The sequence below is a fragment of the Streptomyces rhizoryzae genome (assembly GCF_023155275.1).
Taxonomy (GTDB): domain Bacteria; phylum Actinomycetota; class Actinomycetes; order Streptomycetales; family Streptomycetaceae; genus Streptomyces; species Streptomyces rhizoryzae.
Map to the genome: position 1 here is coordinate 28209 of NZ_JALMUV010000002.1, position 24341 is coordinate 52549.

Consider the following 24341-nt stretch of genomic DNA (forward strand, 5'->3'; position numbering starts at 1 on the left):
ATAAGCCCTGGATAAGTGACGTGGATCACGCATCGTAGAGGCGCCCGGCGCGGGGCGACAGACGGTGGATGGTTGAATTCCCGAAGAAAACGGGGGAATGGCCGCACCGGCCGCCACCGCGCGGGCGGCGCTTCGTTGAGCCGGTCATGACGCCGCCGCCCCAGCAGGACCCGCCGCCGTACGCCCCCCGCCGGCGCCCGTACGGCAGCGTCCGGCTGCCCGCGCCGGTCGCCGCCGCCCCCGCCCGGCCGCGCCCCGGGGCGGACGCGCGCCGCTGGTACGGCCCGCGGATCCCGCTGCCACCCCTGAGCATGGGCGCCCTGCGCCGCCGCGACGGCGCGGGCCGCCGGGACTGACGGGACCGCGCGGCGCCCCGACGGTACCCGCCCCCTCCTTCACCTGACGCCCCGTCAAGCACCTCCCCCTTCTTCCCCCTTCACCCCTCCCACCGCATTGCGTCCGCGTCGCCCCTTTCGCCACACCCCATTGCCGCACACCGGTGATCGCCGATAGCTTCGCCTGTCATGTATCCGCCCGTGCGCGCTCCGCGGACGGGCGGTCCGACGGATGAGGTGGAGTACCCATGGCACGTCCCCTTGCACATCCCCGGAAGAGACGTCTGCGGGCCCTGGCCGTACCGGTCGGGCTGGCACTGACCGCGTCGCTCGGCTTCCTGCCGGGCGCGGCCGGCGCCGCCGCGCCGGCGGACAGCGGCCCGCTGCTGTCGTACGTCGTGAACACCGCCCCCGGTCACACCACGGTCGGCGCCGTCGAGCGCGCGATAGGCAAGGCCGGCGGGAAGGTGATCACCGCCCACGAGCGGATCGGCGTGATCGTCGCCCATTCGGCCAACCCCCGCTTCGCCGCCACCGTCCGGACCGTCCCGGGCGTGCAGTCGGCCGGCGCGACCCGTACGGCGCCGCTGAAGCAGTCCGGCACCGATGACGTCGGCAAGCCGCAGCGGATCACCGCGGCCCAGCTCGCCGCGGCGGAACGGACCGCGAAGGCCAAGGGCGAGGAGCCGCTGGAGCCGCTCCAGTGGGACCTGCCGGCCATCAAGGCCGACCAAGCGGCGAAGGTGAACGCCGGCAGCCGCAAGGTGACCGTCGCGGTCATCGACACCGGGGTGGACGACACCCACCCCGACCTCAAGCCGAACTTCTCGGCCCGGCAGTCCGCCAACTGCGTGGGCGGCGTACCGGACACCTCCCCCGGCGCGTGGCGGCCCTACGACCCGGTCGAGGACGCCCACGGCACCCATGTGGCGGGCACCATCGCCGCGGCCCGCAACGGCGTCGGGGTGGCCGGCGTCGCCCCGGGCGTGAAGGTCTCGGCCATCAAGGTGAGCGAGCCCAAGACCAGCCTGTTCTACGCGGAGAGCGTGGTGTGCGCCTTCGTCTTCGCGGCCGACCACGGCGTCCAGGTCACCAACAACAGCTATTACGTGGACCCGTGGATGTTCAACTGCAAGGACGACGCCGACCAGGCGGCCATCGTCGACGCGGTCGGCCGGGCCGCGAAGTACGCGCAGGACAAGGGCGTGGTGAACGTCGCCGCGGCGGGCAACGCCAACGCCGATCTGGCGGCCGACAAGCTCACCGACACCGGCAGCCCCAACGACTCCACCCCGGTCAGCCGCACCCTCAGCCCCAAGACGTGCTGGGACGTGCCGACCCAGCTGCCGGGCACCGTGACGGTCGCGGCGACCGGCTCGCACCGCCTGAAGTCCGGCTACTCCAACTACGGCCTCGGGCAGATCGACGTGGCCGCGCCGGGCGGTGACACCAAGCAGGTGCCCGAACTCCCCGCCAAGAACGGCAACATCCTCTCCACCATCCCCGGGGGCGACTGGGCGTTCTACGCCGGTACGTCCATGGCCTCCCCGCATGTCGCGGGCGTCGCGGCGCTGTTGAGGAGCGCGCACCCCAAGGCCGGCCCGCAGGAGATCCAGTGGCTCCTCAAGCAGCAGGCCGACAACCCCGGCTGCCCCGCGGGCGACGCCACCTGCACCGGCACCCCCCGGGTCAACAGCCACTTCGGCTACGGCATCGTCAACGCGCTGAAGGCGGTGGAGTAACCATCAGGGGGCCCCGCCGGCGCGGCGGGGCCCCCTCCTTCGGGCCTTCCGCAGGGGGAGACGCAACCCCGGGTGCTACGTCGGCACGGGGTGGAGGTCGCCGGTGGGGTGGGTGGGGCCGGGGGTGGCCGTGGTGAGGAGGCCGAGGGCCAGGGCGGTCTGGGCGCCGAGGTAGGTGAGCATGATCCAGAGTTGGGGGGCGGGGAGCTGGGGCCAGTGGGCGAGGCCGCCGGCGATGAGGGAGTCGGAGAGCAGGAAGAGCAGGCCGCCGGCGGCGGCGCGGGGGCCGGCGCGGAGGGCGCCGAACGCCATCGCGGTGAGCAGCAGGCTGTAGCCGGCGACCGGGATCCGCAGAGCGGCCGGCAGACCGGGCCAGAGCAGGGCGACGGTGGTGACCAGGGCAGCGGCATAGAGGGCGGCGGCCGCGGCGGCGCGGGACCGGCGGGCCGGGGCCGGGGTGCCGTGGCGGGCGAACAGGAGCAGGTAGCAGAGGTGGCCGGCCGCGAAGGAGCCCATGCCGATCAGGAACGCGGTGGGGGCGCCGATCTGGAGGAAGGTGTCGCCGCCGCAGCCGAACAACAGCGCCGCGGCCAGCAGCGGCGGGCCGCCGCGCAGCAGGGTGTGCGCGGCGAGCAGCGGCATCAGGGCCGGTTTGGTCAGATGCACGGCGGTGTCCGCGAGGCCCGCCGGGCCGCTGCCGGGCGCGGCGGCGGCGTGCGCCGCGAGGGCGGCGAGGTGGCCGGCGGCCAGGACGGCGAAGGCGAGGAGCAGGGCGCGGGCGGCGCGCGGCCGGGGCGCGAGCGGTCTCACGCGGCCGACTCCCGCGCGGTGGACTTCCGGGTCGTGGTCCCGGCGGCGGACTCCCGGGCGGCGGCTGCCGGGGGCGGGGACGCGGCGGGCGGGGCCGGGGAGTTGGCGGGTGCGGGCGGCGGCGGGGTGGCCGCGCGGAGGCGGGCCGGCTGCCAGCCGGGGCCCCGGAAGATCCGGCCGGCGCGCTCGCCCCAGCTCTCCGCGGCCCGGAGGTCGCGGGCGATCGCGGCGTACTCGTGGGTGGCCACCCGCAGCGGGTTGAAGGTCTTGATGTTCTTCGTCAGGCCGTAGACGGGCCGTTCGGTCTCTGGGACGAACGAGCCGAACATCCGGTCCCAGATGATCAGGATCCCGCCGAAGTTGCGGTCCAGGTAGCCGCCTTGGGAGGCGTGGTGGACACGGTGGTGGGAGGGGGTGTTGAAGACGAACTCGACCGGGCGCGGCAGCGTGCCGATCCGCTCGGTGTGGACCCAGAACTGGTAGACGAGGTTGGCCCCGGAGGTGAAGGCGATCGCGGCCGGGTGCACGCCCAGCGCGACCATCGGGACGTAGAACGGCCAGACCGTCCAGGTCGTCCACGGCTGCCGCAGCGCGGTGGTGAGGTTGAACTTCTCGCTGGAGTGGTGGACGACGTGGCAGGCCCACAGGATGCGGATGACGTGGTGGCCGCGGTGCGACCAGTAGTAGAAGAAGTCCTGGGCGAGCAGCATCAGCAGCAGCGTCCACCACAGGACCGGGACGCGCAGCGGGGTGAGTTCGTAGACGGCGGCGTAGATCGCCACGATCGGGATCTTCCACAGCGCGTCGAAGACCAGGCTGCCCAGCCCCATGGTGACGCTGGTGGCCGCGTCCTTCGCCGCGTACCCGGCGGCGTCCTCGTCGGGGTGCAGGCGGTAGCTCACCATTTCCACGACGGTGAGCAGGACGAAGGCGGGCACGGACCACAACACGACATCGGGCAGGTGCGGCATGTCCCGCACCATAAGTGCGCCGACGGGCGTACCGCTAGGGGTTGTTACTCAGAAGTATGTGAGACCGGGTGTCAGCGGTGTACCGGCGGTAGCCCCGGAGCGGCCGGTTCCGGGCGGGTGCCGCGCGGCGACCACCGTGCGGTCCCTGTCAGTGGCGGCCCGTATCCTCAGTGACCATGCTCGAAGACCGCGGCGCAGCCGCTCACCGGACCGCGCCGAGGATCGGCCGCCAGCCGGGCCCGCAGACGCCGCCGGCCGACTGGCCGGACGCGTACCCCGAGGGGTACGCGGTCGTCGACGTGGAGACCACCGGCCTGGCCCGCGACGACCGGATCATCTCCGCCGCCGTCTACCAGCTCGACGCCCGGGGCGAGTTCCAGGACTCCTGGTACACCCTCGTCAACCCCCGGCGCGACCCGGGCCCGGTGTGGATCCACGGTCTGACGAGCGAGGTGCTGGCGGACGCGCCGCTCTTCCCGGAGATCGTGCCGGAGCTGTCCGCGCGCCTGGCCGACCGGGTGCTGGTGGCGCACAACGCGATGTTCGACTGGTCGATGCTGGCCCGCGAGTACGCCCGCGCCGCCGCCGTCCCCCCGGTGCGCCGGCGGCTGTGCACCATCGCGCTCGCCAAGGAGCTGGACCTGCCGCTGCCCAACCACAAGCTGGAGTCGCTGGCGGCGCACTTCGGCGTCATACAGGAGCGCGCGCACCACGCCCTGGACGACGCCCGGGTGCTGGCCGAGGCGTTCCGCCCCAGCCTGCACCGGGCCGCGCGGCAGCGCCTGCGGCTGCCGCTGCTGACCTGCCAGCCGCTGACGGAGTGGTCGGACGCCCCCGCGCCCCGCCCGCGCGCCACCGCCGGCGCCGGCGGGTACCGCCCCACGTCCTGGCGGCCCGCCCGCAAGCGCCCCGCCTGCCCGTACCCCAACCCGGGGCGCTACGAGCCCGGCGACCGGCTCGTCCAAGGCATGCGGGTCGCCTTCTCCGGCGACACCTCGGTGGACCGCGAACTGCTGGAGGACCGGGCGACCGAGGCCGGGCTGCACGTGGCGTCGAGCGTGTCCCGGCTGACGAGCCTGCTGGTGACCAACGACCCGGACGCCCGCACGTCCAAGACCGTCAAGGCCGCCTCGTACGGCACCCCGCTGGTCGACGAGGCGGCGTTCATGCAGTTGCTCCAGGACGTGCGGCCCGCGCCTGCGTCCGGGTGAAGCCCGGCCAACACACCCGCCGGCACCGCGCCCGGCGGCCGCCCCGCCCGCACGCTGTGGCGCATGGCACGTTGTGAGGTCTGCGGAAACGACTACGGCATGACGTTCGAGGTGCACGCGCAGGGCGCGGTGCACGTCTTCGACTGCTTCTCCTGCGCGATCCACCGCATGGCGCCGATCTGCGAGCACTGCCGGGTGCAGATCATCGGGCAGGGCGTGGAGGCGGACGGGAAGTGGTACTGCGGTGCGCACTGCGCCCGCTCGGCCGGGAAGGTGGGCATCGTCGACCGGGTCTGACGCCCGGCGCAGGCGACGCCCCGGCGCCCGCGGGGACCCCGGGCCGGGCGCCACCGGTGGCGCGAGGTACCGTCGCAGCCGTGTACCGCTTCCTGTTGTCCCGGCAGTGGGTGATCCTCACCCTCGTGGGTCTCGTCCTGATCCCGGTCATGATCAAGCTGGGGTTCTGGCAGCTCCACCGCCATGAGCACAAGGTGGCGCAGAACGCCCAGATCGCACACAACCTCGCCGCCACGCCGGTCCCGGTGACCGAGCTGGCCGCGGTCGGCCGCACGCTGCCGCACGGCGACATGTGGCGCCGGGTCACCGCCACCGGAAGCTACGACACCGCGCACGAGGTCGTGGTCCGGCAGCGCACCGCCGCCGACGAGCAGACCATCGGCTACTACGTCGTGACCCCGCTGGTCCTGTCCGGCGGCGACACCGTCCTGGTCAACCGCGGCTGGATCCCGGCCGGTGACGACCTGACCAAGTTCCCGAAGGTGCCGGCCGCCCCCCGGGGCACGGTCACGGTCACCGGCCGGATGATGGCCGACGAGACCACCGCGGCCAGCGGCATCAAGGACACCAGGGGCCTGCCGCCCCGCCAGGTCATGCTGATCAACAGCCGGCAGCAGGCGGCGCGGACGGGCCGGCCGACGCTCGGCGGCTACATCGAGCAGACCGCGCCGAAGCAGCAGGGCGGCCCGGAGATGGTGCCGGAGCCGGACCACGACTCCATCGGCCCGCACATGGCCTACGCGATCCAGTGGTGGCTGTTCGCGGCGGCGGTGCCGGTCGGCTGGGTGGTGCTCGTCCGCCGGGAGCGCCGCGACCGGCTGGCCGCGGCGGCCGGCGAGGGCGGGGACGCCGAAGCGGCCGCCGGCACCGGACCGGAGGGGGACGGCGACGGGGACGGCGGGCCGAAGGCGGCCGCCGGCACCGGGGAGCCCGCGGCCCGTGCCTGACCGCGGCGCCGCCCGCCGCGCCCGTACCGGCCCGTAGCCCGGACGGCCGCAGCCCCGAGTAGCCCGCCCGCCGGCCGGGAAGGAGGCGCGGCGTGCACCCACGCATCGAGGACTACGCGCTGATCGGCGATCTCCAGACCGCCGCGCTCGTGGGGCGGGACGGCTCCATCGACTGGCTGTGCCTGCCCCGCTTCGACTCCCCCGCCTGCTTCGCCGCGCTGGTCGGCGGCCGGGACAACGGCCACTGGACGCTGGCCCCCCGCTCCCCCGAGGCCCGCTCCACCCGCGCCTACCGCGGGGACTCGCTGATCCTCGACACCGTCTGGAAGACCCCCGAGGGCGCCGTCCGGGTCACCGACTTCATGCCCCAGCGCGACCGGATGCCCGATGTGGTCCGGGTCGTCGAGGGGCTGCGCGGCCGGGTCGAGATGCGCGGGGTGCTGCGGCTGCGGTTCGACTACGGGCGGGTGGTGCCCTGGGTGCGGGCCGCCGAGGGCAGCCGGGTGGCGGTCGCCGGCCCGGACTCGGTGTGGCTGCGCGCCCCGTCCCTGGGCACCACCTACGGCAAGGACTACAGCACCCGCTCGGACTTCACCGTCGGCGCCGGCGAACGCACCGCCTTCGTGCTGACCTGGCACCCCTCGCACGAGCCCCGGCCCGAGCAGATCGACCCGTTCCGGGCGCTGGCGGACACCACCGAGGACTGGCACGCCTGGTCCGCCCGCTGCCGCTACGACGGGCCCTATCGCGAGGCGGTGATCCGCTCCCTGATCACCCTCAAGGGGCTCACCTACGCGCCGACCGGCGGCATCGTCGCGGCCCCCACCACCTCACTGCCCGAGGACCCCGGCGGGGTCCGCAACTGGGACTACCGCTACTGCTGGCTGCGGGACGCCACGCTGACCCTGAACTCCCTGCTCGCGGCCGGCTATCTGGAGGAGGCCGGCGCCTGGCGGGACTGGCTGCTGCGCGCGGTCGCCGGCGCTCCCGAGGACCTCCAGATCATGTACGGGCTGGCCGGGGAGCGGCGGCTGCCGGAGTTCGAGGTGCCCTGGCTGTCCGGGTACGACGGCGCGCTGCCGGTCCGGATCGGCAACGCCGCCGTCGAACAGCGCCAGCTCGACGTCTACGGCGAGGTGATCGACTCCTTCCACGTCGCCCGCACCGCGGGACTGCCCGCCGAACCGCACGCCTGGAGCATCCAGCGGACGCTGGTGGAGTACCTGGAGTCCACCTGGCGCGATCCCGACGAGGGCATCTGGGAGATCCGCGGGCCGCGCCGGCACTTCGTGCACTCCAAGGTGATGGCCTGGGTCGCGGCCGACCGCGCGGTCAAGGCGCTGGAGCGCAACCCGCGGCTCGGCGGCGACCTCGGCCGGTGGCGGGCGATGCGCGACGCGGTGCACCGCGAGGTCTGCGCCCGCGGCTACGACACCGACCGCGGCACCTTCACCCAGTCCTACGGCTCGGCCCAGCTGGACGCCGCGACCCTGCTCATCCCCCGGGTCGGCTTCCTGCCAGGCGACGACCCGCGGGTGGTCTCCACCGTGGACGCCGTGCGCCGGGAGCTGACCCACGACGGGCTGGTGCGCCGGTACAGCACCGAGGGCGAGCCGGTCGACGGGCTGCCGGGCAGCGAGGGGACGTTCCTGGTCTGCTCGTTCTGGCTGGCGGACGCGCTGCTGCTGACCGGCCGGCGCCGGGCGGCCCGGGAGCTGTTCGAACGGCTGCTGGAGCTGCGGAACGACGTGGGGCTGCTGGCCGAGGAGTACGACCCGGCGACCCGGCGCCAGTGGGGCAACTTCCCGCAGGCGTTCAGCCACATCGGCCTGGTGGGGACCGCCTTCGCGCTGGGCGGCGGGCCGGGGGCAGACTAGGCCCATGGATCTTGGACTCACCGACCGGACGTACCTCCTCACCGGCGCCACCCGGGGGCTGGGCCACGCCACCGCCCGCGCGCTGGTCGCCGACGGCGCCAACGTGGTGCTCACCGGGCGCACCGCCGCAGCCGCGGCCGAGGCCGCCGCCGAGCTGGGCGACCGGGCCCTGGGCCTGGCCGCCGACAACGCCGACCCCGAGGCGCCGGCCCGCCTGGTGGCGGCCGCCCGGGAGCGCTTCGGCCGCTTCGACGGCGTCCTGATCAGCGTCGGCGGCCCGGCGCCGGGCGCCGCCGCCGACACCACCGACGAGCAGTGGCGGACCGGCTTCGAGACGGTCTTCCTCGGCGCGGTCCGGCTGGCCCGCACCGCCGCGGAGGAGCTGGGCGAGGGCGGCGTCATCGGCTTCGTGCTCTCCGGCTCCGTCCACGAGCCGATCCCCGGCCTGACCGTCTCCAACGGCCTGCGCCCGGGCCTGGCCGGCTTCGCCAAGTCCCTCGCCGACGAACTGGGCCCGCGCGGCATCCGCGTCGTGGGCGTGCTGCCCGGCCGGATCGCCACCGACCGGATGACCCAGCTCGACGAGCTCTCCGGCGACCCCGAGGGCTCCCGGGCCCGCAACTGCGCCGCGATCCCGCTGCGCCGCTACGGCGACCCGGCGGAGTTCGGCCGCACCGCCGCCTTCCTGCTCTCCCCCGCCGCCTCCTACCTGACCGGCGTGATGCTCCCGGTGGACGGCGGGGCCCGGCGGGGGTTCTGACCCGGCCCTCCGCGGCGGGGCCCGCAGGCCGTACGCGCCCGGGCTCGGCCGGGGCCTTCGTACCGGGCCGCCCCAGGACGGACCCCGCGCGCTCGCCCCTGGGGACGGAAGCGGGACGCCGCGGGCCCGGTCAGCTGACCCGCTCCGCGCGGTGGCGGACCGCGCGCAGCCGTACCTCGGCGGGCAGCCGGTCCAGGCCCGCCGAGGTACGGGCGTGCGCCACCGCCCCCTCGGACAGCCGCCGCACCACGGTCCCGGGGTCGGCGTGCGGTTCCAGCAGGAGCAGGGCGCGGATCCGGGGGGCGGTGCGGCGGCCGGTCAGCGCCACGTCCGCCCGGTCGACGCCGGGCACCGCCTCCGCCTCGGCCGACAGGGCTTCCTCCAGCGCCCGGCCGCGCAGCATCGCGTCCGCCCCGTCGCCGCTGTCGACCCGCACCGCGCCCAGCCGGCGCCGCCGCAGCTGCGCCAGCAGCCACCACAGCACCAGCACCACCAGCACGGCCAGCGCGGCGATCACCGCCGGCCACCACCAGCCGCGGTCGGTGAAGCGGGTGCGGTCGCCCGCCGCCAGCAGCACCGCGTCCGGGCGGGTCCACGGCCAGCCGGCGGGCAGGTCCAGGTGGAACCGCGCGGGCAGGTCCAGTCCGGCCAGCAGCACCGTGCCGCCGGCACCGAGCAGCAGCAGGCCGGCGAGCCCGAGGAGCACCCGGTTGACCGCCCTTCGCACCCCGCGCACGCCGCGCTCACCTCCCCTTCGGGCGCCGGACGTCGACGCGCAGCCGCGGCCGGCGGTTCAGGTCCAGCTCCCGCAGGCCGTCGCCGAGCGCCGTGGTGAGGTCGCCGCGGACCGCGTCCAGCTCCCGGAAGTGCGCCACCGCCCGCGCCCGGGCCCGGCGGCGGCCGACGGTCAGCCGCACGGACTGCACGCCGGAGACCTCCATGGCCCGGTCGCGCAGCACCAGCGCGGCGGCCCGCCGGTCCAGCCCGGCCCGGAGGCCGGGGACGGCGCGCCGCATCGGCAGCACCGCCCGCAGCCCCGGCGTGGCGGCCAGCACCAGCAGCCAGATCCCCAGGGCCACCGCGAGCGCCGCGCCGCCCAGCACCCAGGGGTCGTCCAGGTGCCGGGTGGCCAGTTCGTGCGCCAGCCGCCGGCGCCAGGCCATCGCCGGGTGGCCGGCCCGCACCGCGGCCACGTCGTAGAGCAGCAGCCCGGTGGCGGCCAGCAGGACCAGGGCGACCAGCGCCGCCGGGACCCGGCGCACCGACCAGAACCGCCCGGCGTGCCCGTCCCCGCCCGGCTGCCGTTCCGCGCTCCCGTGGGGGCCGGGCCCGGCGGCGTCCACTGCGTCCGCCGCGTCCTGCTCCGTCCGCTCCGGTGCGCTCCCCCGGCCGCTCATCGCACCCGCTCCCGGCCCCGGTCCCCGGCCGGGGGCCCGTTCAGCCGCTCCACCTGCACCGCCACCTCGGCCACCGTCATCCCCGCCAACGCCCGTACCTTCTCGGTCACCCGGCGGCGCACCAGGCCGCAGTGGGTGCCGAGGGGGCCGGGGTAGACCAGTTCCACGGCGACCCGCAGGCGGGCCTCGCCGAAGGGCGGGCGGACCTCGCGGCGGGCCACCGTCACCGTCGCGTGCGCATCGGTGCGGCCGTCGGGCGACGCGGTGCGCAGCGCCTCGCGGGCCGCCCGTGCGGCGATCTTGGCGACCACCCGGTCGGCGATCCGGGTCGCGCCGCGCTCACCCTCCGGTACGCCGGCGCCGGCGGCCGGCGGGGTCACCGTCGCCATCCGGGCTCACCGCCGCCGGATGTCGCGGTCGCCGGTACCGGTGCGCGTACGGAAGAACTCTCCGGCCGCCAGGTCCCCGTCCAGGAACCTGCCGGCCACGAACCCGACGGCGCCCAGCGCCGCCACCAGCACGAAGGCCCCGAATCCGCCGAAATATGCGGCGAAGCCCAGCGCCATCCCGGCCACGAGGCCGACCACGGTCATGCTCATCGTGCGCTCCTTCGCTCCCGCTCCGGCCGGCGCCGGGTCAGTGGATCCGCGGTTCCGGTTCCGCTTCCTCGTCGGCCTCGTCGGGCAGCTTCACATCACTGACCGCGATGTTGACCTCGACGACCTCCAGGCCGGTCATCCGCTCCACGGCGGAGATCACGTTCTCCCGGACGTCCCGGGCCAGCTCCGCGATGGCGACCCCGTACTCGACCACGATCTCCAGGTCGAGCGCGGTCTGCACCTCGCCGACCTCGGCCTTCACCCCGCGGGTCGCGGTACCGGACCGGCCACCGGGCACCCGTTCGCGCATCGCGCCGAGCGTGCGGGCGAAGCCGCTGCCCATCGCGTGAACGCCCGGCACCTCGCGGGCCGCGAGCCCGGCGATCTTCTCCACCACGCCGTCGGCGATGGTGGTCCGGCCGCGCTCCGCGGGGTCGCCGCCGCCCCGCCGGACCGGCGGTTTCGTCGCGTCCGCGCTCTGCTGACTCTCGGTCGTCATCGCCGTCCGTCCCTTCTCCGCTCCTGCCGCTCCACCCGGCCGCAGCCGGCTTGGCAGCCACCCGGCCGCTTTCGGGCGAAATACACTGTTCGCCCCGATCCACACTAGGCGCGGATGGCGGGACGCGCTCCGGGGGCGCGGCAGCGGAGTGCCGCACCCTGCCCCGGCGGGCCGCCTGGGGCAGGCTGGGGACGTGGACCGGCACGGTCCGGGAGAGAGGTGACGCGGTGGCCGCGGACGAGCTGGCACGCACCGTACGGGAGCAGGTCGGGACCGGCCGGATCCTGCCGCTCGGCGGGCCGGCGGACGGCGCGTGGATCACCGAGCGGGCGGCCCGCGCGGCGCTGCTGCGGGCCCCGGACATCCCGCCCGGCGTACGCCTGGACGCGCTGCGGCTCGCCCTCGCCGACCCCGGCGGCGCCCCCGAACCGGCCGTCCCGGCGCCGCCCGGCGCCCTGCCGCCGGGGCCGCTGCGCCTCACCGCGGCCTTCGCCGCCCCGCCCGGCCACCCGCTGCCCGCCCTGGCCGGCCGGCTGCGGGCGGCGCTGCTGACGGCGGCGGAGGAGGGCTTGGGGCTGGTGGTGAGCGCCGCGGACCTGCGCGTCACCGACCTGCTCGACGCGCCCGCAGCGCCCGTCCCGGCCACCGGCACCACCGGCACCCCGTCCGCGGCCCCGGCGCCGCCCCCGCCCGCGGCCCCCTACGGCGCCCCAGCCGCCCCGGGCGGACCGGCGCCGGACTCCCCGGACGAGCCGGCCGCGCAGGTGCTGGCCGTGCCGGGGGTGGCCCGGCTCGCCCCGGTCTCCCCCACCGGGCGCTCCCGGGCCGTGGTCCGTTCCGGCGGCCATGTGCTGGTGCAGCTGGCCACCGCGCCCGGTCACCGCCCGCTGGACGTGGCCCGCGCCGTCCGGCTGGCCCTGGCCGCGCCGCCGACGGCCACGGCCACCGCCGCGGTCCTGGTCACGGCGGTGGCCGACGGCTGACCGCGGCGGACGGCGGGGCGGGCACGGGACGGCGGCCGGCCGGCGCGCGGCGGGTGGCCTGCGGACGCGCGGGCGGGTGGTTCAGTCGCCGACGCCGGCCAGGTCGCGCAGGCGGCGCGCCTGGGCGGCCCGTTCGGCGCGGCGCTGCTCCTCGTACGTCCGGCCCGCGGCGCCGGCCAGCAGGGCCTTGGTCTCGATGACGGCGTCCCGGGGGGCGGCGAGGAGCGCGGCGGCCAGATCGGCGGCGGCGGCATCCAGCTCCCCGCCGGGGACGACGAGGTTGGCCAGGCCGATCCGCTCGGCCTCCTCGGCGTGCACGAAGCGCCCGGTGGCGCAGATCTCCAGCGCGCGGGCGTAGCCGACCAGCCCCACCAGAGGGTGCGTGCCGGCGAGGTCGGGGACCAGGCCCAGGCTGGTCTCGCGCATCGCGAACTGGGCGTCCTCGGCGGCGACCCGCAGATCGCAGGCGAGGGCGAGCTGGAAGCCCGCGCCGATGGCGTGCCCCTGGACGGCGGCGATGGAGACCAGGTCATTGCGCCGCCACCAGGTGAACGCCTCCTGGTACTCGGCGATGGTGGCGTCCAGCGCCTCGTCCGTACCGCGCGCCAGATCGAGGAACGACGGCTCGCCGTCGAACCCCTCGGGGGTGAACGCCTGCCGGTCCAGCCCCGCGGAGAAGGACTTGCCCTCCCCGCGGAGTATCACGATCCGGACGTTCCCCGGCAGCAGCGAGCCCGCCTCGGCGAGCGCCCGCCACATGGCGGGGGTCTGTGCGTTGCGCTTTGCCGCGTTGGCGAGGGTCACCGTGGCGATCGCGTCGTCCACGGTGAGCCGCACTCCGTGCCTGTCGAGCAGAGTCATGAGGGCGCCTCCGAGTCAGCCACCGCACCTGCGTGCGTAAGTGACTGAACGGTAACCTCCCGGCCGACGGCTCCGACGACCGGGGGGCACCGCTCACACCCGGAGCCGCGGTCTCAGACCGAGGCGGCTTTCTTGCCCCTCGTGGCTCCGCCGCGGCCGCGCAGGACCACACCAGATTCGCTGAGCATCCGGTGCACGAATCCATAGGAGCGGCCGGTTTCCTCGGCCAGCGCCCGGATGCTCGCTCCGGCGTCGTACTTCTTCTTCAGGTCTGCCGCGAGCTTCTCGCGCGCGGCGCCGGTCACCCGGCTGCCCTTCTTCAGAGTCTCGGCCACCCGTGCCTCCTCGTGGGAAGTGCGCTCTGGACTCTCATGATCACCCCTCCCCGGCTTCCTGGCCACCCATTCCACAAGGTCTGTGGGACATCCTTTGCCGTGCCGCGGGCGCCCGGAGCGGCCGGAATGCCCGACTCCGAGCCGCCGGCGGCCGCCGGGTACGTACCGTTCCGGGAGAAGTGCCAGGTCAGGCGGTGTGCCGCGGGAGGCGGGGCAGGAGGGCCCGGAAGGCACCGGCGGGCCCGGCAGGCTCGCCGGGGTACCAGCCGTTCTCACTCAGATGATGGATCACCCATGGGCCGAATGATCCACCCGCCGTGATCCATCCGGCGGGAGGCTCCCCGCCGGGCCGCCTACGGCGGGGGTCAGGCCAGCGCGACCAGGTCGGCGTAGTCCTGGCCCCACAGGTCCTCGACGCCGTCCGGGAGCAGGATGATCCGCTCCGGGGCGAGCGCGTCCACGGCGCCCTCGTCGTGGGTCACCAGGACCACCGCGCCGGTGAAGGTGCGCAGCGCGCCGAGGATCTCCTCGCGGCTGGCCGGGTCGAGGTTGTTGGTGGGCTCGTCGAGGAGGAGGACGTTGGCGGAGGAGACGACCAGGGTCGCCAGGGCGAGCCGGGTCTTCTCGCCGCCGGAGAGCACCCCGGCGGGCTTGTCCACGTCGTCGCCGGAGAACAGGAAGGAGCCGAGGACCTTGCGGACCTCGACGAGGTCCAGGTCGGGTGCGGCCGAGCGCATGTTCTCCAGGACCGTGCGGTCCGGGTCCAGGGTCTCGTGCTCCTGGGCGTAGTAGCCGAGCTTGAGGCCGTGGCCGGGGACGACCTCGCCGGTGTCCGGGGTCTCGACGCCGGCCAGCAGGCGCAGCAGCGTGGTCTTGCCGGCGCCGTTGAGGCCCAGGATGACGACCCGGGAGCCCTTGTCGATGGCGAGGTTGACGTCGGTGAAGATCTCCAGCGAGCCGTAGGACTTGGAGAGGCCCTCGGCGGTGAGCGGGGTCTTGCCGCACGGGGCCGGGTCCGGGAAGCGCAGCTTGGCGACCTTGTCGGAGATCCGCACCTCGTCCAGGCCGGCCAGCAGCTTGTCGGCGCGCTTGGCCATGTTCTGGGCCGCGACGGTCTTGGTGGCCTTGGCCCGCATCTTGTCGGCCTGGGCGTGCAGCGCGGCCGCCTTCTTCTCGGCGTTGGCCCGCTCGCGCCGGCGGCGCTTCTCGTCGGCCTCGCGCTGCTGCTGGTAGAGCTTCCAGCCCATGTTGTAGACGTCGATCTGGGCGCGGTTGGCGTCGAGGTAGAAGACCTTGTTCACGACCGTCTCGACCAGGTCGACGTCGTGGGAGATGACGATGAAGCCGCCGCGGTAGGTCTTGAGGTAGTCGCGCAGCCACGCGATGGAGTCGGCGTCGAGGTGGTTGGTGGGCTCGTCCAGCAGCAGGATGTCGGAGTCCGAGAAGAGGATCCGGGCCAGTTCGACGCGGCGCCGCTGACCGCCGGAGAGGGTGTGCAGCGGCTGGCCGAGGATCCGGTCGGGCAGGCCCAGGCTGGCGGCGATGGTGGCGGCCTCGGCCTCGGCGGCGTACCCGCCCTTGGTGAGGAACTCGGTCTCCAGCCGCTCGTACTTCTTCATCGCCTTCTCGCGGGTGGCGCCCTTGCCGTTCGCCATCCGGTCCTCGTTCTCCCGCATCTTGCGCAGGACGGAGTCCAGGCCGCGGGCGGAGAGGATGCGGTCGCGGGCCAGGACGTCGAGGTCGCCGGTGCGCGGGTCCTGGGGGAGGTAGCCGACCTCGCCGGAGCGGGTGACCTGGCCGCTGGCGGGCATGCCCTCGCCGGCCAGCACCTTGGTGAGGGTGGTCTTGCCGGCGCCGTTGCGGCCGACCAGGCCGATGCGGTCGCCACGGGCGATGCGGAAGGAGGCGGACTCGATGAGGATTCGGGCGCCGGCGCGCAGCTCAAGGCCGGAAGCGGTGATCACGGAAAAACTCCAGGGCAGGAAGACGGCGGGTGGGACGGACGGTCCTGAAGCGGTCTGCGCCGTCTAATGAACCCAGAGGAGAACTGCCATGGAGGCAGTCTAACGGGCCGGTGCAAGTCGCTTTCCGGCGCTGCCGGACCCCACCGCGGGACTGTGAGGCAGGCCACAGGCCGGACGGGCGGGCCGGGCGGCAGGCGGGCGGCCCGGGGGGCCGTACGCCAACTCGCCCCGGGCGGCGGGGCGGTGCTGCGCCGCGCCGCCCGGAGCGGGCCCGGGCGTTACGCGCCGCCGGTGTGGACCTGGAAGGCGGCCCGGCGGACCGCCTTGGCGAGCGCCGGGTCGGGGTGGGCCGCGGCCAGCGCCACCAGGACCTGCACGGTGCGGGGGTGGCCGACCGCGCGGACCTCCTCCAGCAGCCGCGGCACCGAGCCCTGCACGGCGGAGTCCAGGTGGCGCACCAGGAGCTGGGTCTCGCCGTGGTCGGCGACGGCCGCGGCGGTGTCCACCCACAGCCAGGTGGACTCCTCGCGGGTCAGGACGTCGGTCGCGGCCTCCGGGTCGCCGCCCTCGTGCTCGAAGAGCCACAGCAGGGCGTACGGGCGCAGCACCGGCTCGCCGGCGGCGGCCCGCACGGCGGGTTCGGCGGGGGCGCCGACCGCGCGCAGCGCCTCGAAGGCCAGCCCGCGCAGCAGCGCGTCCTCGCCGCGGGCGGCGGTCAGCAGCTCCTCGACGGCCGCGCCGACCGAGCGGGCGGCGAGCCAGGCGCGGTACTCGGCGCGGGCCGGGCCGGGGGTCAGCCGGGCGCAGCCGCGCAGCATCGCCTCCGCGGACTGCTCGATGTGGCCGGCCGGGCTCTGCGCGGCGACGCAGATCTGCTCCAGCTTGACCCACACCGACCAGTTGCCGAGCGGGGTCAGCTGCGCCTCCCCGTCCGGTCCGGCCTCGGGGCCCGCGGACGGCATCAGGGCGCCGACCGCGCGCAGGGCGTCCAGCGCCCAGCCCAGCAGACCGGCCAGCGGCGCCCCCGCGGCGTCGCAGACCGGCCCCTGGGGCCCGGTGCCGTCCGGGTCCGCCTCCGTCCCGTAGGGGACCTCGCAGCGCTCGGTGCGCAGTTCCGCGACGCGCTGTCCGAGCATGTCGAGGAGGACCGGCAGGCGGACCGGGCCGGCGGACAGGTGCAGCAGGGACAGCAGCTGCGGCACCGCCTCGACGACCTCGGCGACGAGGGTGGGGCCGGCCTCCGCCGGGGCCGGCAGGGCCAGCGACCAGGCGTCGAAGAGCGCGACCCAGCCGCGCAGCACGGCGGTGTCGTCGCGGTCCCAGGCGCGCAGCCGCCAGCCGGGGCGGGCCAGGCCGTCGTGGAGTTCGACGAGGCCGGCGAGGCGGGCCCGGTCCCAGTCGGCGCGGACCTGCTGGGGCGTCAGGCCCAGCGCGTCGGCGGCACCGGCGACGGCGTCCTCGGGGAGCGCTCCGCGGGGGCCGGCGCGCAGGCTGCCGGTCCGGTCGGCCCAGCGCGCGAGGCGGGCCGGGCCGGCCAGTACGGCGCGCGCCTGGCGGGCCAGTTCCCCGGGCGGCGGGGTGCCCTCGGGAGGCCGGGGCGCCGGGCGGGCGGCCCGGGTGCTCACCGCCCGGCGGGCGGCCGCAATCGGTTGGCGGGGGACGAGTCGGAGCCGGGAGTCGCGCGGTGTACGGGACGTCACAGGAGCAGTCTTGCCGCTGACGGCCCGAAAGCCCAATCGGAACCCGGCCCCCGGCTCCGGCGGCCCGCGTCGCCCCCGCGTCGCCCGGCCGCCACGGGGAGTTGCCCCGCCGGCCACCGCGCGGTCCGGTGGCGGGGGCGGGGCCGCCGGGTGGCGGCCGTCACATCAGCGGGGTGAGGAAGCGGCGCAGGGTCTCCTCGTAGCGGCCCGGGTCGGCGTTCCACATCGCGGCGTGCGGGGCCTGGCCGACGGTCTGAAGGGTGATCAGCTCGGGGCGGCGGGCGGCGAAGCGGCGGGAGGCGGACCAGGGGGCGAGGGTGTCCTCGGCACCGTGGAAGAGCAGGACGGGCATGGTCAGCCCGTCGGGGTCGACGGCGTCGTCGGGGCGGTCCACGGGCAGCCCGGTGTGCCCCTCGGCGGCGCGGACGGCCAGCGGGAGCAGGGCGCGCGGGACGTGCCGGGCGGTGGCCAGCGCGCGGACGGTGGCGTGCCGGTCCAGCACCGGGGAGTCCAGGACCAGGCCGGAGATGCGGTCGCGCAGGGCGGAGGCGGTGGCGGTGCGCAGCGCCATGGTGGCGCCGGTGGACCAGCCGTGCAGGACGACCGCGCGGGCGCCGTGGCCGGCGGCGAAGCGGAGCGCGGCGTCCAGGTCGCGCCATTCGGTGTCGCCGAGGTGGTGCAGGCCGTCGGCGGTGCGCGGGCCGTCGGGGTCGTTGCGGTAGCCGAGGCCGAGGACCGGGAAGCGGTGGTGGTGCAGGAAGGGCAGCACCACCAGGGGGTGTTCGCGGGTGGTGCCCAGGCCGTGCACGGCGATGACCCAGGTGTCGCGGGCGCCGGGGACGAACCACGCGGGCAGGTCGCCCAGTTCGCCGGGGACGGTGACGTCGGTGTGGTCGATGCCGAAAGCCTCGCGCGGGCCGCCGAGGTGGACCTGCGGGGTCAGCCGCATCCTGGCGCCGGGCCGCAGCGTGCCGCGGGTGACCCGTTCCAGCCGGCGGACGACGGTGTCCGCGGGGTGCGGGGTGCCGTGCACGACGGGTCCGACGACCGCGTGGCAGCCGGGGCCGGCCAGGCCGTACGTACCGGGCCGGAGGGAGACCAGGCTGCGGGTGAGGACGATGTGGTCGCCGGCTGCGGAGTGCACGGTGAGCCGGGAGTCGCCGGGCAGCGGATGGCCGGGCGACGGTTTCAGGGCAACTCCTCCGGCGTACCGGCCGGCCGCCACCGCGGCCGCGCCGGCACCGATCACAGTGGTGGCGGTCGCCGCCGCCACGGACGCCAGTCGCATCCCTCCAGTGTGCGCAGAGCCGCCCGTCCCGGCCACCGGGCGTCGGTACCGGCGGCCGGACCAGCGGCGTAGTGCGGTGCGCCGGGCGCGTGGCGGCGGGTGGCGGGTCAGGCGGGGCCTTCGGCGGGCTGGCCGTAGCCGCGCAGCCGCTCGGTGGCGTCGGCGAGTTCGACGTCCGACAGCAGGGTGGGGGCCAGGCCGGGCACGGAGCGGGCGAGGAGCCAGACCCGGCACATCCACTCCAGTTGGGCGGTGCGGTCCAGGGCCTGGGCGAGGCCGGTGCCGTGGGTGAGGGTGCCGTGGTTGCGCAGCAGGACGGCGCTGCGGTCGCGGAGCGCGGTGAGCGCGTGGGCGGCGAGTTCGTCGCTGCCGTAGGGGGCGTAGGGGGCGACGCGGACCGGGCCGCCGAGCGCGCCGGCCATGTAGTGGACCGGCGGGAGGACGTCGACGAGCGTGGAGACGGCGGTGGCGTGCGGGGCGTGGGTGTGCACCACCGCGGTGGCCGTGGTGGCGCGGTAGACGGCCAGGTGGAGCGGGAGTTCGCTGGTCGGGCGGAGCCGGCCGATGATCTGGCGGCCGTCGAGGTCGACCGCGGTGGTGTCGGCGGGGCCGAGCCGGTCGTAGGGGACGCCGCTGGGCGTGACGAGGACGAGGTCCCGGACGCGGACCGAGACGTTGCCCGAGGTGCCGACGACGAGGCCGTCGGCGGCGGTGCGGCGGGCGGTGGCGACGAGTTCGCCCCAGGCTGCGGCGAGCCGGTCGGGGTGGACCTGCATGGTGTCCTCCGGTGCGGTACGGCGGGCGGGCGGGGACGCGCGGGGGCGGTGCACGACACCGTACGGGCGGGCCGGGGCACTGTACGCCGGAGCACCGTCTTTCCGATATCCGCCATATGGGGAGATTTACCGCACTGCGGGCGATTGGCCGGAGATTGACCGTCTTGCGACGAACATCCGGTAACGTCGAGTGCGCCGCGCCCCCGTCGGCGGTGGCGCCCCGCCGGCCCGCCACCCGGTCCCCGGGGCCGCCGGGTCGGGGCGACGGCGCAGCGCAGGGAGTTTGCCGACGGATGAGACGGAAGTGGCGGCAGGGGCACCTCCGCGTGAACCCTGCGGGGGTGTCACCGCGGCGCCCGGCCCAGTTCACCTCCCGTTCACCCGTCGTCCGTACGGTCCCGACGACACTGACCACCGAACGGATTGCCTGGGTGAATGGAACACATCACGCTTCTCATCGGGATCGTGATCGTCACGGCCTTGGTGTTCGACTTTACGAACGGCTTCCACGACACGGCCAACGCAATGGCCACCACCATCTCCACCGGGGCCCTGCGACCCAAGGCAGCGGTGGCGATGTCGGCGGGACTCAATCTCGTCGGGGCGTTCCTCTCCGTTGAGGTGGCCAAGACCATCTCCGGCGGCATCATCGACGAAAGCGCCGGCATCAGACCGGAAGTGATCTTCGCCGGCCTGGTCGGCGCCATCGTCTGGAACCTCCTGACCTGGCTCGCCGGTCTGCCCTCCAGCTCCTCCCACGCCCTCTTCGGTGGTCTGATCGGCGCGACGCTGGTGTCCGTGGGCACCGGCGGCGTGCACGGCGAGGCCGTCGTGATGAAGGTCCTCATCCCGGCGGTGGCCGCGCCGTTCGTGGCCGGTCTGGCCGCGATGGCGGCGACCCGGCTGACCTACCGGCTGGCCCGCGGCCGCGACGAGGCCGACACCGCCAAGGGCTACCGGGCCGGGCAGATCGCCTCGGCGGCGCTGGTCTCGCTGGCCCACGGCACCAACGACGCGCAGAAGACGATGGGCGTGATCACCCTCGCGCTCATCACCGGCGGCGTGATCGCCCCGCACTCCGACCCGCCGCTGTGGGTGATCGCCTCCGCGGGCCTGGCCATCGCGCTCGGCACGTACCTGGGCGGCTGGCGGATCATCCGCACCATGGGCAAGGGCATCACCGACATCCAGCCGCCGCAGGGCTTCGCCGCCCAGACCGGCGCCGCGGCCACCATCCTGGCCTCCTCCCACCTGGGCTTCGCGCTCTCCACCACGCAGGTCTGCTCCGGCTCGGTGATGGGTTCCGGGCTGGGCCGCAAGGGCGGCGTGGTGCGCTGGTCCACGGCCGGGCGGATGGTCGCGGCCTGGGGCCTGACCCTGCCGGCCGCCGGACTGGTCTCGGCCGGTGCCGCGTTCCTCGCCGACCAGGGCACCTGGGGCGTGGCGGCGGTCGCCGTGCTGGCCCTGGCGGTCTGCGGCGCCATCTGGGCGGCGTCCCGGCGCAAGCCGGTGGACCACACCAACGTCAACGAGGGCCCGGCGGCCGAGCCGGCCGGTGTCGTCACCACCGCGCTCCAGGCCGTCGCACCGCCCCCGGCCGGCCCGCTCGCCGCGGCGGACACCGAGCCCGGCGCGGTCGTGGCCGACCCCGTGCCCGCCGCCGCCCAGCCCGCACCGGCCGCCCCCTGACGGCCCGGCCACCCGCTCCTCGGACCCCAAGGACTCTTCCATGCACATCGACTGGGCAGCTCTCGGCCAGGTCTTCGGCGTCAGCCTCGCGGTGACGGTCGGGATCGTGGGCCTGTTCACCGTCGGCATCGTGGGCACCTCCCGCAAGCCGGCCGCGGACGGCGAGGCGGCGGCCACGACGGCACCGGGCGCCGGGGCGCGCGCCGGGGCCCTGGCGGCCTTCGCGCTCTGCGCGGCGGCGGTGGCGTACGGGATCTACCTCATCGTCGCCACCTGACGACCGGCGCCGGCGGATCCGGCGAACGACGGGGCGTCCGGTGGGCGCGGCGGTGGCCGCGTCCCCGGGCGCCCCGTCCGCGTGTTCCGGGCCGTGTGGTCCGCGACACAGGGCCGGCGGCGGGGCTGCGTCGCAGGTCAAGGGCGAGTTGACGGGCCTTCGCGGACCGTGGTGGACTGCCGGGGCCAATCGGCGACAGCAGAGGAAGTCCGGTGCGAATCCGGCGCGGTCCCGCCACTGTCACCGGGGAGCGCACCTCCGACGAGGGCCACTGCCCGTACGCGCGTACGGGCGGGAAGGCCAGGGGGAGGCGCCGATCCGGGAGCCAGGAGACTCTGGTCGCCGTCACGTCGAGCCAGGGCGCGGACCCTGAGTGAGGACATACGCCATGCCCGGCTGCCCGTCGAGAGCTCCCCTGCCCGCTGCCCCGGCCCCCGTCCGCAGGCGGACGGCGGCCTGACCGATGCGCGGCGAACACGCGGGATATGCCTGCGGCGCGGCCCTCGGCTTCCTCGGTGACCTGATCGCGGCGGACCCCCGGCGCGGCCATCCGGTGGCCGCCTTCGGCCGGACCGCGGCCGCCGCCGAACGCCGGCTGTGGGGCGACCACCGCGGCCGCGGGGCGGTGCACACGGCGCTGTGCGCGGGCGGCACGGCCGCCGGTGCGTGGGCGCTGGAGCGCGCCGTGCGGCACCGGCCGGGCGCCCGGACCGCGCTGACCGCGGCGGTGGTGTGGGCGGTCCTGGGCGGCACCTCGCTCGGCCGGGAGGCCAGGGCCGTGGGCGGCGCGCTGGCCGCCGGGGACCTGGCGGCGGCGCGGGCCCGGCTGCCGCATCTGTGCGGGCGCGATCCGCAGGCGCTGGACGGCCCGCAGATGGCCCGCGCGGTGGTGGAGTCGGTCGCCGAGAACACCTCGGACGCGGTGGTGGGCGCCCTGGTGTGGGGCGCGCTGGGCGGTGTGCCCGGCCTGGTGGCGTTCCGCGCGGTGAACACCCTGGACGCGATGGTGGGTCACAAGTCGCCGCGCTACCGGCGGTTCGGCTGGGCGGCGGCGCGCCTGGACGACGTCGCCGGCTGGCCCGGCGCCCGGCTGACCGCGGCGCTGACGGTGCTGGCCGGCCCGGACCGGCGCGGTGCGCTGCGGGCCTGGCGGGCGGACGGCGCGGCCCATCCCAGCCCCAACGCGGGCCCGGTGGAGGCGTCGTTCGCCGGGGCGCTGGGCGTCCGGCTGGGCGGCACGCTGGCGTACGGCGGGCGGGTGGAGCACCGGCCGGTGCTCAACGGCGGGGCGCGGCCGCCGGCGGTGCCCGACATCGAGCGGGCGGTGCGGCTCTCCCGGCGGGTGGGGCTGCTGGCCCTCGGGGCCACGGTGGCCGGACGGCTGGCGTGGGGCGCGCTGCGGCGCGGGAGCGAGAGCGGGAGGACACCCCGGTGAACGGGCAACGGAAGGCGGCCGGCGGGGCCGTGGGCGGCGGGCTGCTGGTGGCCGGGACGACGTCCGACGCCGGCAAGAGCGTGGTGACGGCCGGCATCTGCCGGTGGCTGGTGCGCCAGGGCGTCTCGGTGGCGCCGTTCAAGGCGCAGAACATGTCGCTGAACTCCTTCGTGACCCGCCAGGGCGCGGAGATCGGCCGGGCGCAGGCGATGCAGGCCGCCGCGGCCCGGGTGGAGCCGACCGCGCTGATGAACCCGGTGCTGCTCAAGCCGGGCAGCGACCGCTCCAGCCAGGTGGTGCTGCTGGGCAAGCCGGTGGGGGAGATGAGCGCGCGCGGGTATTTCGGCAGGTCCCAGGGCGCGTCCGCCGGGCAGGAGCGGCCCGCCGGGCGGCGGGAGCAGCTGCTCGGCACCGTGACGGAGTGCCTGGCGGAGCTGCGGCGCACCCATGACGCGGTGATCTGCGAGGGCGCCGGCAGCCCCGCCGAGATCAACCTCCGGCGCACCGACATCGTCAACATGGGCCTGGCCCGGGCCGCCCGCCTGCCGGTGGTGGTGGTCGGCGACATCGACCGCGGCGGGGTCTTCGCGTCGTTCTTCGGGACCACGGCGCTGCTGGCCGCCGAGGACCAGGGGCTGGTCGCCGGCTACCTCGTCAACAAGTTCCGCGGCGATGTGTCGCTGCTGGAGCCCGGGTTGGAGATGCTGCGCGGGATCACCGGGCGGCAGACGTACGGCGTGCTGCCGTACGCGCACGGGCTGGGCATCGACGAGGAGGACGGCCTGCGGGTGTCGCTGCGGGGCGCGGTCCGCGAGTCGGTGGTGGCGCCGCCCGCGGGCGAGGACGTCCTGCGGGTCGCGGTCTGCGCGGTCCCGCTGATGTCGAACTTCACCGACGTGGACGCGCTGGCCGCCGAACCGGGCGTGGTGGTGCGGTTCGTGGACCGGCCGGAGGAGCTGGCCGACGCGGACCTGGTGGTGCTGCCGGGGACCCGGGGCACGGTCCGGGCGCTGGCGTGGCTGCGGGAGCGCGGTCTGGCGGACGCGGTGGCCCGGCGGGCCGCCGAGGGCCGCCCGGTGCTGGGCATCTGCGGCGGTTTCCAGATGCTCGGCGAGCGGATCGAGGACGAGGTCGAGTCGCGCGCGGGCACGGTCGAGGGGCTGGGCCTGCTGCCGGTCCGGGTCCGGTTCGCGGTCGAGAAGACCCTCGCCCGGCCGTCCGGCGAGGCGCTCGGCGAGCCGGTGGAGGGCTACGAGATCCACCACGGCGTCGCGGAGGTGGCCGGCGGGGACGAGGCGTTCCTGGACGGCTGCCGGGTGGGCGCGGTGTGGGGCACGCACTGGCACGGCTCCCTGGAGAGCGACGGTTTCCGGCGGGCGTTCCTGCGGGAGGTGGCGCGGGCGGCCGGCCGCCGGTTCGTCCCGGCACCGGACACCCGCTTCGGCGCGCTGCGCGAGGAGCAGCTGGACCGGCTGGGCGATCTGATCGAGGAGCACGCGGACACCAAGGCGCTGCTGCGGCTGATCGAGGACGGCGTCCCGGCGGGGCTGCCGTTCGTGCCGCCGGGGGCGCCGTGAGCACGACGCAG

General features: G+C 75.9%; 25 protein-coding genes and 1 riboswitch. Of the genes, 12 read left to right on the top strand and 13 right to left on the bottom strand.

What is annotated here, in order from left to right; all coding sequences use genetic code 11:
• The first annotated feature begins 146 nt into the window (after positions 1-146).
• Both MUU72_RS01980 and MUU72_RS01985 read left to right on the top strand, forming a co-directional pair.
• Positions 147-356 (top strand): hypothetical protein, encoded by a 210-nt coding sequence (locus MUU72_RS01980; RefSeq protein ID WP_248011323.1) that lies wholly within the window; start codon positions 147-149, stop codon positions 354-356.
• 227 nt (positions 357-583) lie between these two features.
• Positions 584-2077: a S8 family serine peptidase gene (locus tag MUU72_RS01985; protein WP_248011324.1), complete on the top strand. Its 1494-nt coding sequence runs from the start codon at positions 584-586 to the stop codon at positions 2075-2077.
• A gap of 75 nt (positions 2078-2152) precedes the next feature.
• On the opposite strand, the gene MUU72_RS01990 is transcribed toward MUU72_RS01985, so the two are convergent.
• Complete coding sequence (locus MUU72_RS01990) at positions 2153-2887, bottom strand: lysoplasmalogenase (protein ID WP_248011325.1); 735 nt, start codon at positions 2885-2887, stop codon at positions 2153-2155.
• Positions 2884-3858: a sterol desaturase family protein gene (locus MUU72_RS01995; RefSeq protein ID WP_248011326.1), complete on the bottom strand. Its 975-nt coding sequence runs from the start codon at positions 3856-3858 to the stop codon at positions 2884-2886. The genes MUU72_RS01990 and MUU72_RS01995 overlap by 4 nt, the downstream gene beginning before the upstream one ends.
• Positions 3859-4034: 176 nt before the next feature.
• On the opposite strand from MUU72_RS01995, the gene MUU72_RS02000 reads away from it, so the two are divergent.
• The 5 genes from MUU72_RS02000 (at position 4035) to MUU72_RS02020 (ending at position 8950) form a co-directional block, all read left to right on the top strand.
• A complete protein-coding gene (locus MUU72_RS02000; RefSeq protein WP_248011327.1) occupies positions 4035-5069 on the top strand; it encodes a DEDDh family exonuclease in 1035 nt (344 codons plus the stop codon).
• Between the two features lie 63 nt (positions 5070-5132).
• Entirely contained in the window at positions 5133-5366 is a 234-nt protein-coding gene (locus tag MUU72_RS02005) for a metallothionein (RefSeq protein ID WP_066977823.1), read from the top strand.
• An 80-nt stretch (positions 5367-5446) separates the two neighbouring features.
• Complete coding sequence (locus MUU72_RS02010) at positions 5447-6313, top strand: SURF1 family cytochrome oxidase biogenesis protein (RefSeq protein ID WP_248011328.1); 867 nt, start codon at positions 5447-5449, stop codon at positions 6311-6313.
• Positions 6314-6405: 92 nt separating this feature from the next.
• A complete protein-coding gene (locus MUU72_RS02015) occupies positions 6406-8190 on the top strand; it encodes a glycoside hydrolase family 15 protein (RefSeq protein ID WP_248011329.1) in 1785 nt (594 codons plus the stop codon).
• A 4-nt stretch (positions 8191-8194) separates the two neighbouring features.
• The gene (locus MUU72_RS02020; protein ID WP_248011330.1) at positions 8195-8950 is read left to right on the top strand and encodes an SDR family oxidoreductase; all 756 of its coding nucleotides are present in this window, start codon (positions 8195-8197) and stop codon (positions 8948-8950) included.
• Positions 8951-9080: 130 nt separating this feature from the next.
• Here the strand turns inward: MUU72_RS02020 and amaP are convergent, their stop codons facing one another.
• From amaP to MUU72_RS02045, 5 genes are read right to left on the bottom strand one after another with little or no spacing between them, the layout of a single operon-like run.
• Positions 9081-9686 carry an alkaline shock response membrane anchor protein AmaP gene (amaP, locus tag MUU72_RS02025; RefSeq protein ID WP_372502939.1) on the bottom strand — a complete coding sequence of 202 codons (606 nt, stop codon included), beginning with the start codon at positions 9684-9686 and terminating at the stop codon, positions 9081-9083.
• Between the two features lie 7 nt (positions 9687-9693).
• Complete coding sequence (locus tag MUU72_RS02030) at positions 9694-10347, bottom strand: DUF6286 domain-containing protein (RefSeq protein ID WP_248011331.1); 654 nt, start codon at positions 10345-10347, stop codon at positions 9694-9696.
• The gene (locus tag MUU72_RS02035; RefSeq protein WP_248011332.1) at positions 10344-10736 is read right to left on the bottom strand and encodes a hypothetical protein; all 393 of its coding nucleotides are present in this window, start codon (positions 10734-10736) and stop codon (positions 10344-10346) included. Before MUU72_RS02035 ends, MUU72_RS02030 begins: the two co-directional genes overlap by 4 nt.
• 6 nt (positions 10737-10742) lie before the next feature.
• On the bottom strand, positions 10743-10946 hold the full coding sequence (locus MUU72_RS02040; protein ID WP_248011333.1) for a hypothetical protein: 204 nt from the start codon (positions 10944-10946) through the stop codon (positions 10743-10745).
• 37 nt (positions 10947-10983) lie between these two features.
• Entirely contained in the window at positions 10984-11445 is a 462-nt protein-coding gene (locus tag MUU72_RS02045) for an Asp23/Gls24 family envelope stress response protein (RefSeq protein WP_248011334.1), read from the bottom strand.
• Positions 11446-11672: 227 nt separating this feature from the next.
• On the opposite strand from MUU72_RS02045, the gene MUU72_RS02050 reads away from it, so the two are divergent.
• Positions 11673-12428, top strand: coding sequence for a hypothetical protein (locus MUU72_RS02050; RefSeq protein WP_248011335.1), 756 nt, complete (start codon positions 11673-11675; stop codon positions 12426-12428).
• A gap of 81 nt (positions 12429-12509) precedes the next feature.
• On the opposite strand, the gene MUU72_RS02055 is transcribed toward MUU72_RS02050, so the two are convergent.
• From MUU72_RS02055 to MUU72_RS02080, 6 genes are all read right to left on the bottom strand, one after another.
• A complete protein-coding gene (locus MUU72_RS02055; RefSeq protein ID WP_248011336.1) occupies positions 12510-13289 on the bottom strand; it encodes an enoyl-CoA hydratase/isomerase family protein in 780 nt (259 codons plus the stop codon).
• Positions 13290-13402: 113 nt separating this feature from the next.
• Complete coding sequence (locus MUU72_RS02060; RefSeq protein ID WP_043263790.1) at positions 13403-13624, bottom strand: helix-turn-helix domain-containing protein; 222 nt, start codon at positions 13622-13624, stop codon at positions 13403-13405.
• Between the two features lie 365 nt (positions 13625-13989).
• Entirely contained in the window at positions 13990-15588 is a 1599-nt protein-coding gene (locus MUU72_RS02065; protein ID WP_248011337.1) for an ABC-F family ATP-binding cassette domain-containing protein, read from the bottom strand.
• A 278-nt stretch (positions 15589-15866) separates the two neighbouring features.
• On the bottom strand, positions 15867-17288 hold the full coding sequence (locus tag MUU72_RS02070) for a hypothetical protein (RefSeq protein ID WP_248011338.1): 1422 nt from the start codon (positions 17286-17288) through the stop codon (positions 15867-15869).
• 160 nt (positions 17289-17448) lie between these two features.
• Positions 17449-18576 (bottom strand): alpha/beta hydrolase, encoded by a 1128-nt coding sequence (locus MUU72_RS02075; protein ID WP_248011339.1) that lies wholly within the window; start codon positions 18574-18576, stop codon positions 17449-17451.
• A 107-nt stretch (positions 18577-18683) separates the two neighbouring features.
• The gene (locus tag MUU72_RS02080) at positions 18684-19352 is read right to left on the bottom strand and encodes a class II aldolase/adducin family protein (RefSeq protein WP_248011562.1); all 669 of its coding nucleotides are present in this window, start codon (positions 19350-19352) and stop codon (positions 18684-18686) included.
• Positions 19353-19787: 435 nt separating this feature from the next.
• Between MUU72_RS02080 and MUU72_RS02085 the strand changes: the two genes are divergently transcribed.
• From MUU72_RS02085 to MUU72_RS02100, 4 genes are all read left to right on the top strand, one after another.
• Positions 19788-21041, top strand: a complete 1254-nt coding sequence (locus MUU72_RS02085) for an inorganic phosphate transporter (protein WP_248011340.1) — start codon at positions 19788-19790, stop codon at positions 21039-21041.
• Positions 21042-21081: 40 nt separating this feature from the next.
• Positions 21082-21318, top strand: a complete 237-nt coding sequence (locus MUU72_RS02090) for a hypothetical protein (RefSeq protein ID WP_248011341.1) — start codon at positions 21082-21084, stop codon at positions 21316-21318.
• 202 nt (positions 21319-21520) lie between these two features.
• A riboswitch (cobalamin riboswitch) is annotated at positions 21521-21653 on the top strand.
• Between the two features lie 128 nt (positions 21654-21781).
• Complete coding sequence (locus MUU72_RS02095; protein ID WP_248011342.1) at positions 21782-22753, top strand: cobalamin biosynthesis protein; 972 nt, start codon at positions 21782-21784, stop codon at positions 22751-22753.
• Positions 22750-24330 carry a cobyric acid synthase gene (locus MUU72_RS02100; protein WP_248011343.1) on the top strand — a complete coding sequence of 527 codons (1581 nt, stop codon included), beginning with the start codon at positions 22750-22752 and terminating at the stop codon, positions 24328-24330. The genes MUU72_RS02095 and MUU72_RS02100 overlap by 4 nt, the downstream gene beginning before the upstream one ends.
• Positions 24331-24341: the final 11 nt, after the last annotated feature.

What these genes read in the sequence shown, in the direction of transcription:
- MUU72_RS01980 (WP_248011323.1), top strand. Translation starts at nt 147, where the DNA reads ATGACGCCGCCGCCCCAGCAGGACCCGCCGCCGTACGCCCCCCGCCGG.
- MUU72_RS01985 (WP_248011324.1), top strand. Translation starts at nt 584, where the DNA reads ATGGCACGTCCCCTTGCACATCCCCGGAAGAGACGTCTGCGGGCCCTG.
- MUU72_RS01995 (WP_248011326.1), bottom strand. Translation starts at nt 3,858, where the DNA reads ATGCCGCACCTGCCCGATGTCGTGTTGTGGTCCGTGCCCGCCTTCGTC.
- MUU72_RS02000 (WP_248011327.1), top strand. Translation starts at nt 4,035, where the DNA reads ATGCTCGAAGACCGCGGCGCAGCCGCTCACCGGACCGCGCCGAGGATC.
- MUU72_RS02005 (WP_066977823.1), top strand. Translation starts at nt 5,133, where the DNA reads ATGGCACGTTGTGAGGTCTGCGGAAACGACTACGGCATGACGTTCGAG.
- MUU72_RS02020 (WP_248011330.1), top strand. Translation starts at nt 8,195, where the DNA reads ATGGATCTTGGACTCACCGACCGGACGTACCTCCTCACCGGCGCCACC.
- MUU72_RS02030 (WP_248011331.1), bottom strand. Translation starts at nt 10,347, where the DNA reads ATGAGCGGCCGGGGGAGCGCACCGGAGCGGACGGAGCAGGACGCGGCG.
- MUU72_RS02035 (WP_248011332.1), bottom strand. Translation starts at nt 10,736, where the DNA reads ATGGCGACGGTGACCCCGCCGGCCGCCGGCGCCGGCGTACCGGAGGGT.
- MUU72_RS02040 (WP_248011333.1), bottom strand. Translation starts at nt 10,946, where the DNA reads ATGAGCATGACCGTGGTCGGCCTCGTGGCCGGGATGGCGCTGGGCTTC.
- MUU72_RS02045 (WP_248011334.1), bottom strand. Translation starts at nt 11,445, where the DNA reads ATGACGACCGAGAGTCAGCAGAGCGCGGACGCGACGAAACCGCCGGTC.
- MUU72_RS02055 (WP_248011336.1), bottom strand. Translation starts at nt 13,289, where the DNA reads ATGACTCTGCTCGACAGGCACGGAGTGCGGCTCACCGTGGACGACGCG.
- MUU72_RS02075 (WP_248011339.1), bottom strand. Translation starts at nt 18,576, where the DNA reads ATGCGACTGGCGTCCGTGGCGGCGGCGACCGCCACCACTGTGATCGGT.
- MUU72_RS02080 (WP_248011562.1), bottom strand. Translation starts at nt 19,352, where the DNA reads ATGCAGGTCCACCCCGACCGGCTCGCCGCAGCCTGGGGCGAACTCGTC.
- MUU72_RS02085 (WP_248011340.1), top strand. Translation starts at nt 19,788, where the DNA reads ATGGAACACATCACGCTTCTCATCGGGATCGTGATCGTCACGGCCTTG.
- MUU72_RS02090 (WP_248011341.1), top strand. Translation starts at nt 21,082, where the DNA reads ATGCACATCGACTGGGCAGCTCTCGGCCAGGTCTTCGGCGTCAGCCTC.
- MUU72_RS02095 (WP_248011342.1), top strand. Translation starts at nt 21,782, where the DNA reads ATGCGCGGCGAACACGCGGGATATGCCTGCGGCGCGGCCCTCGGCTTC.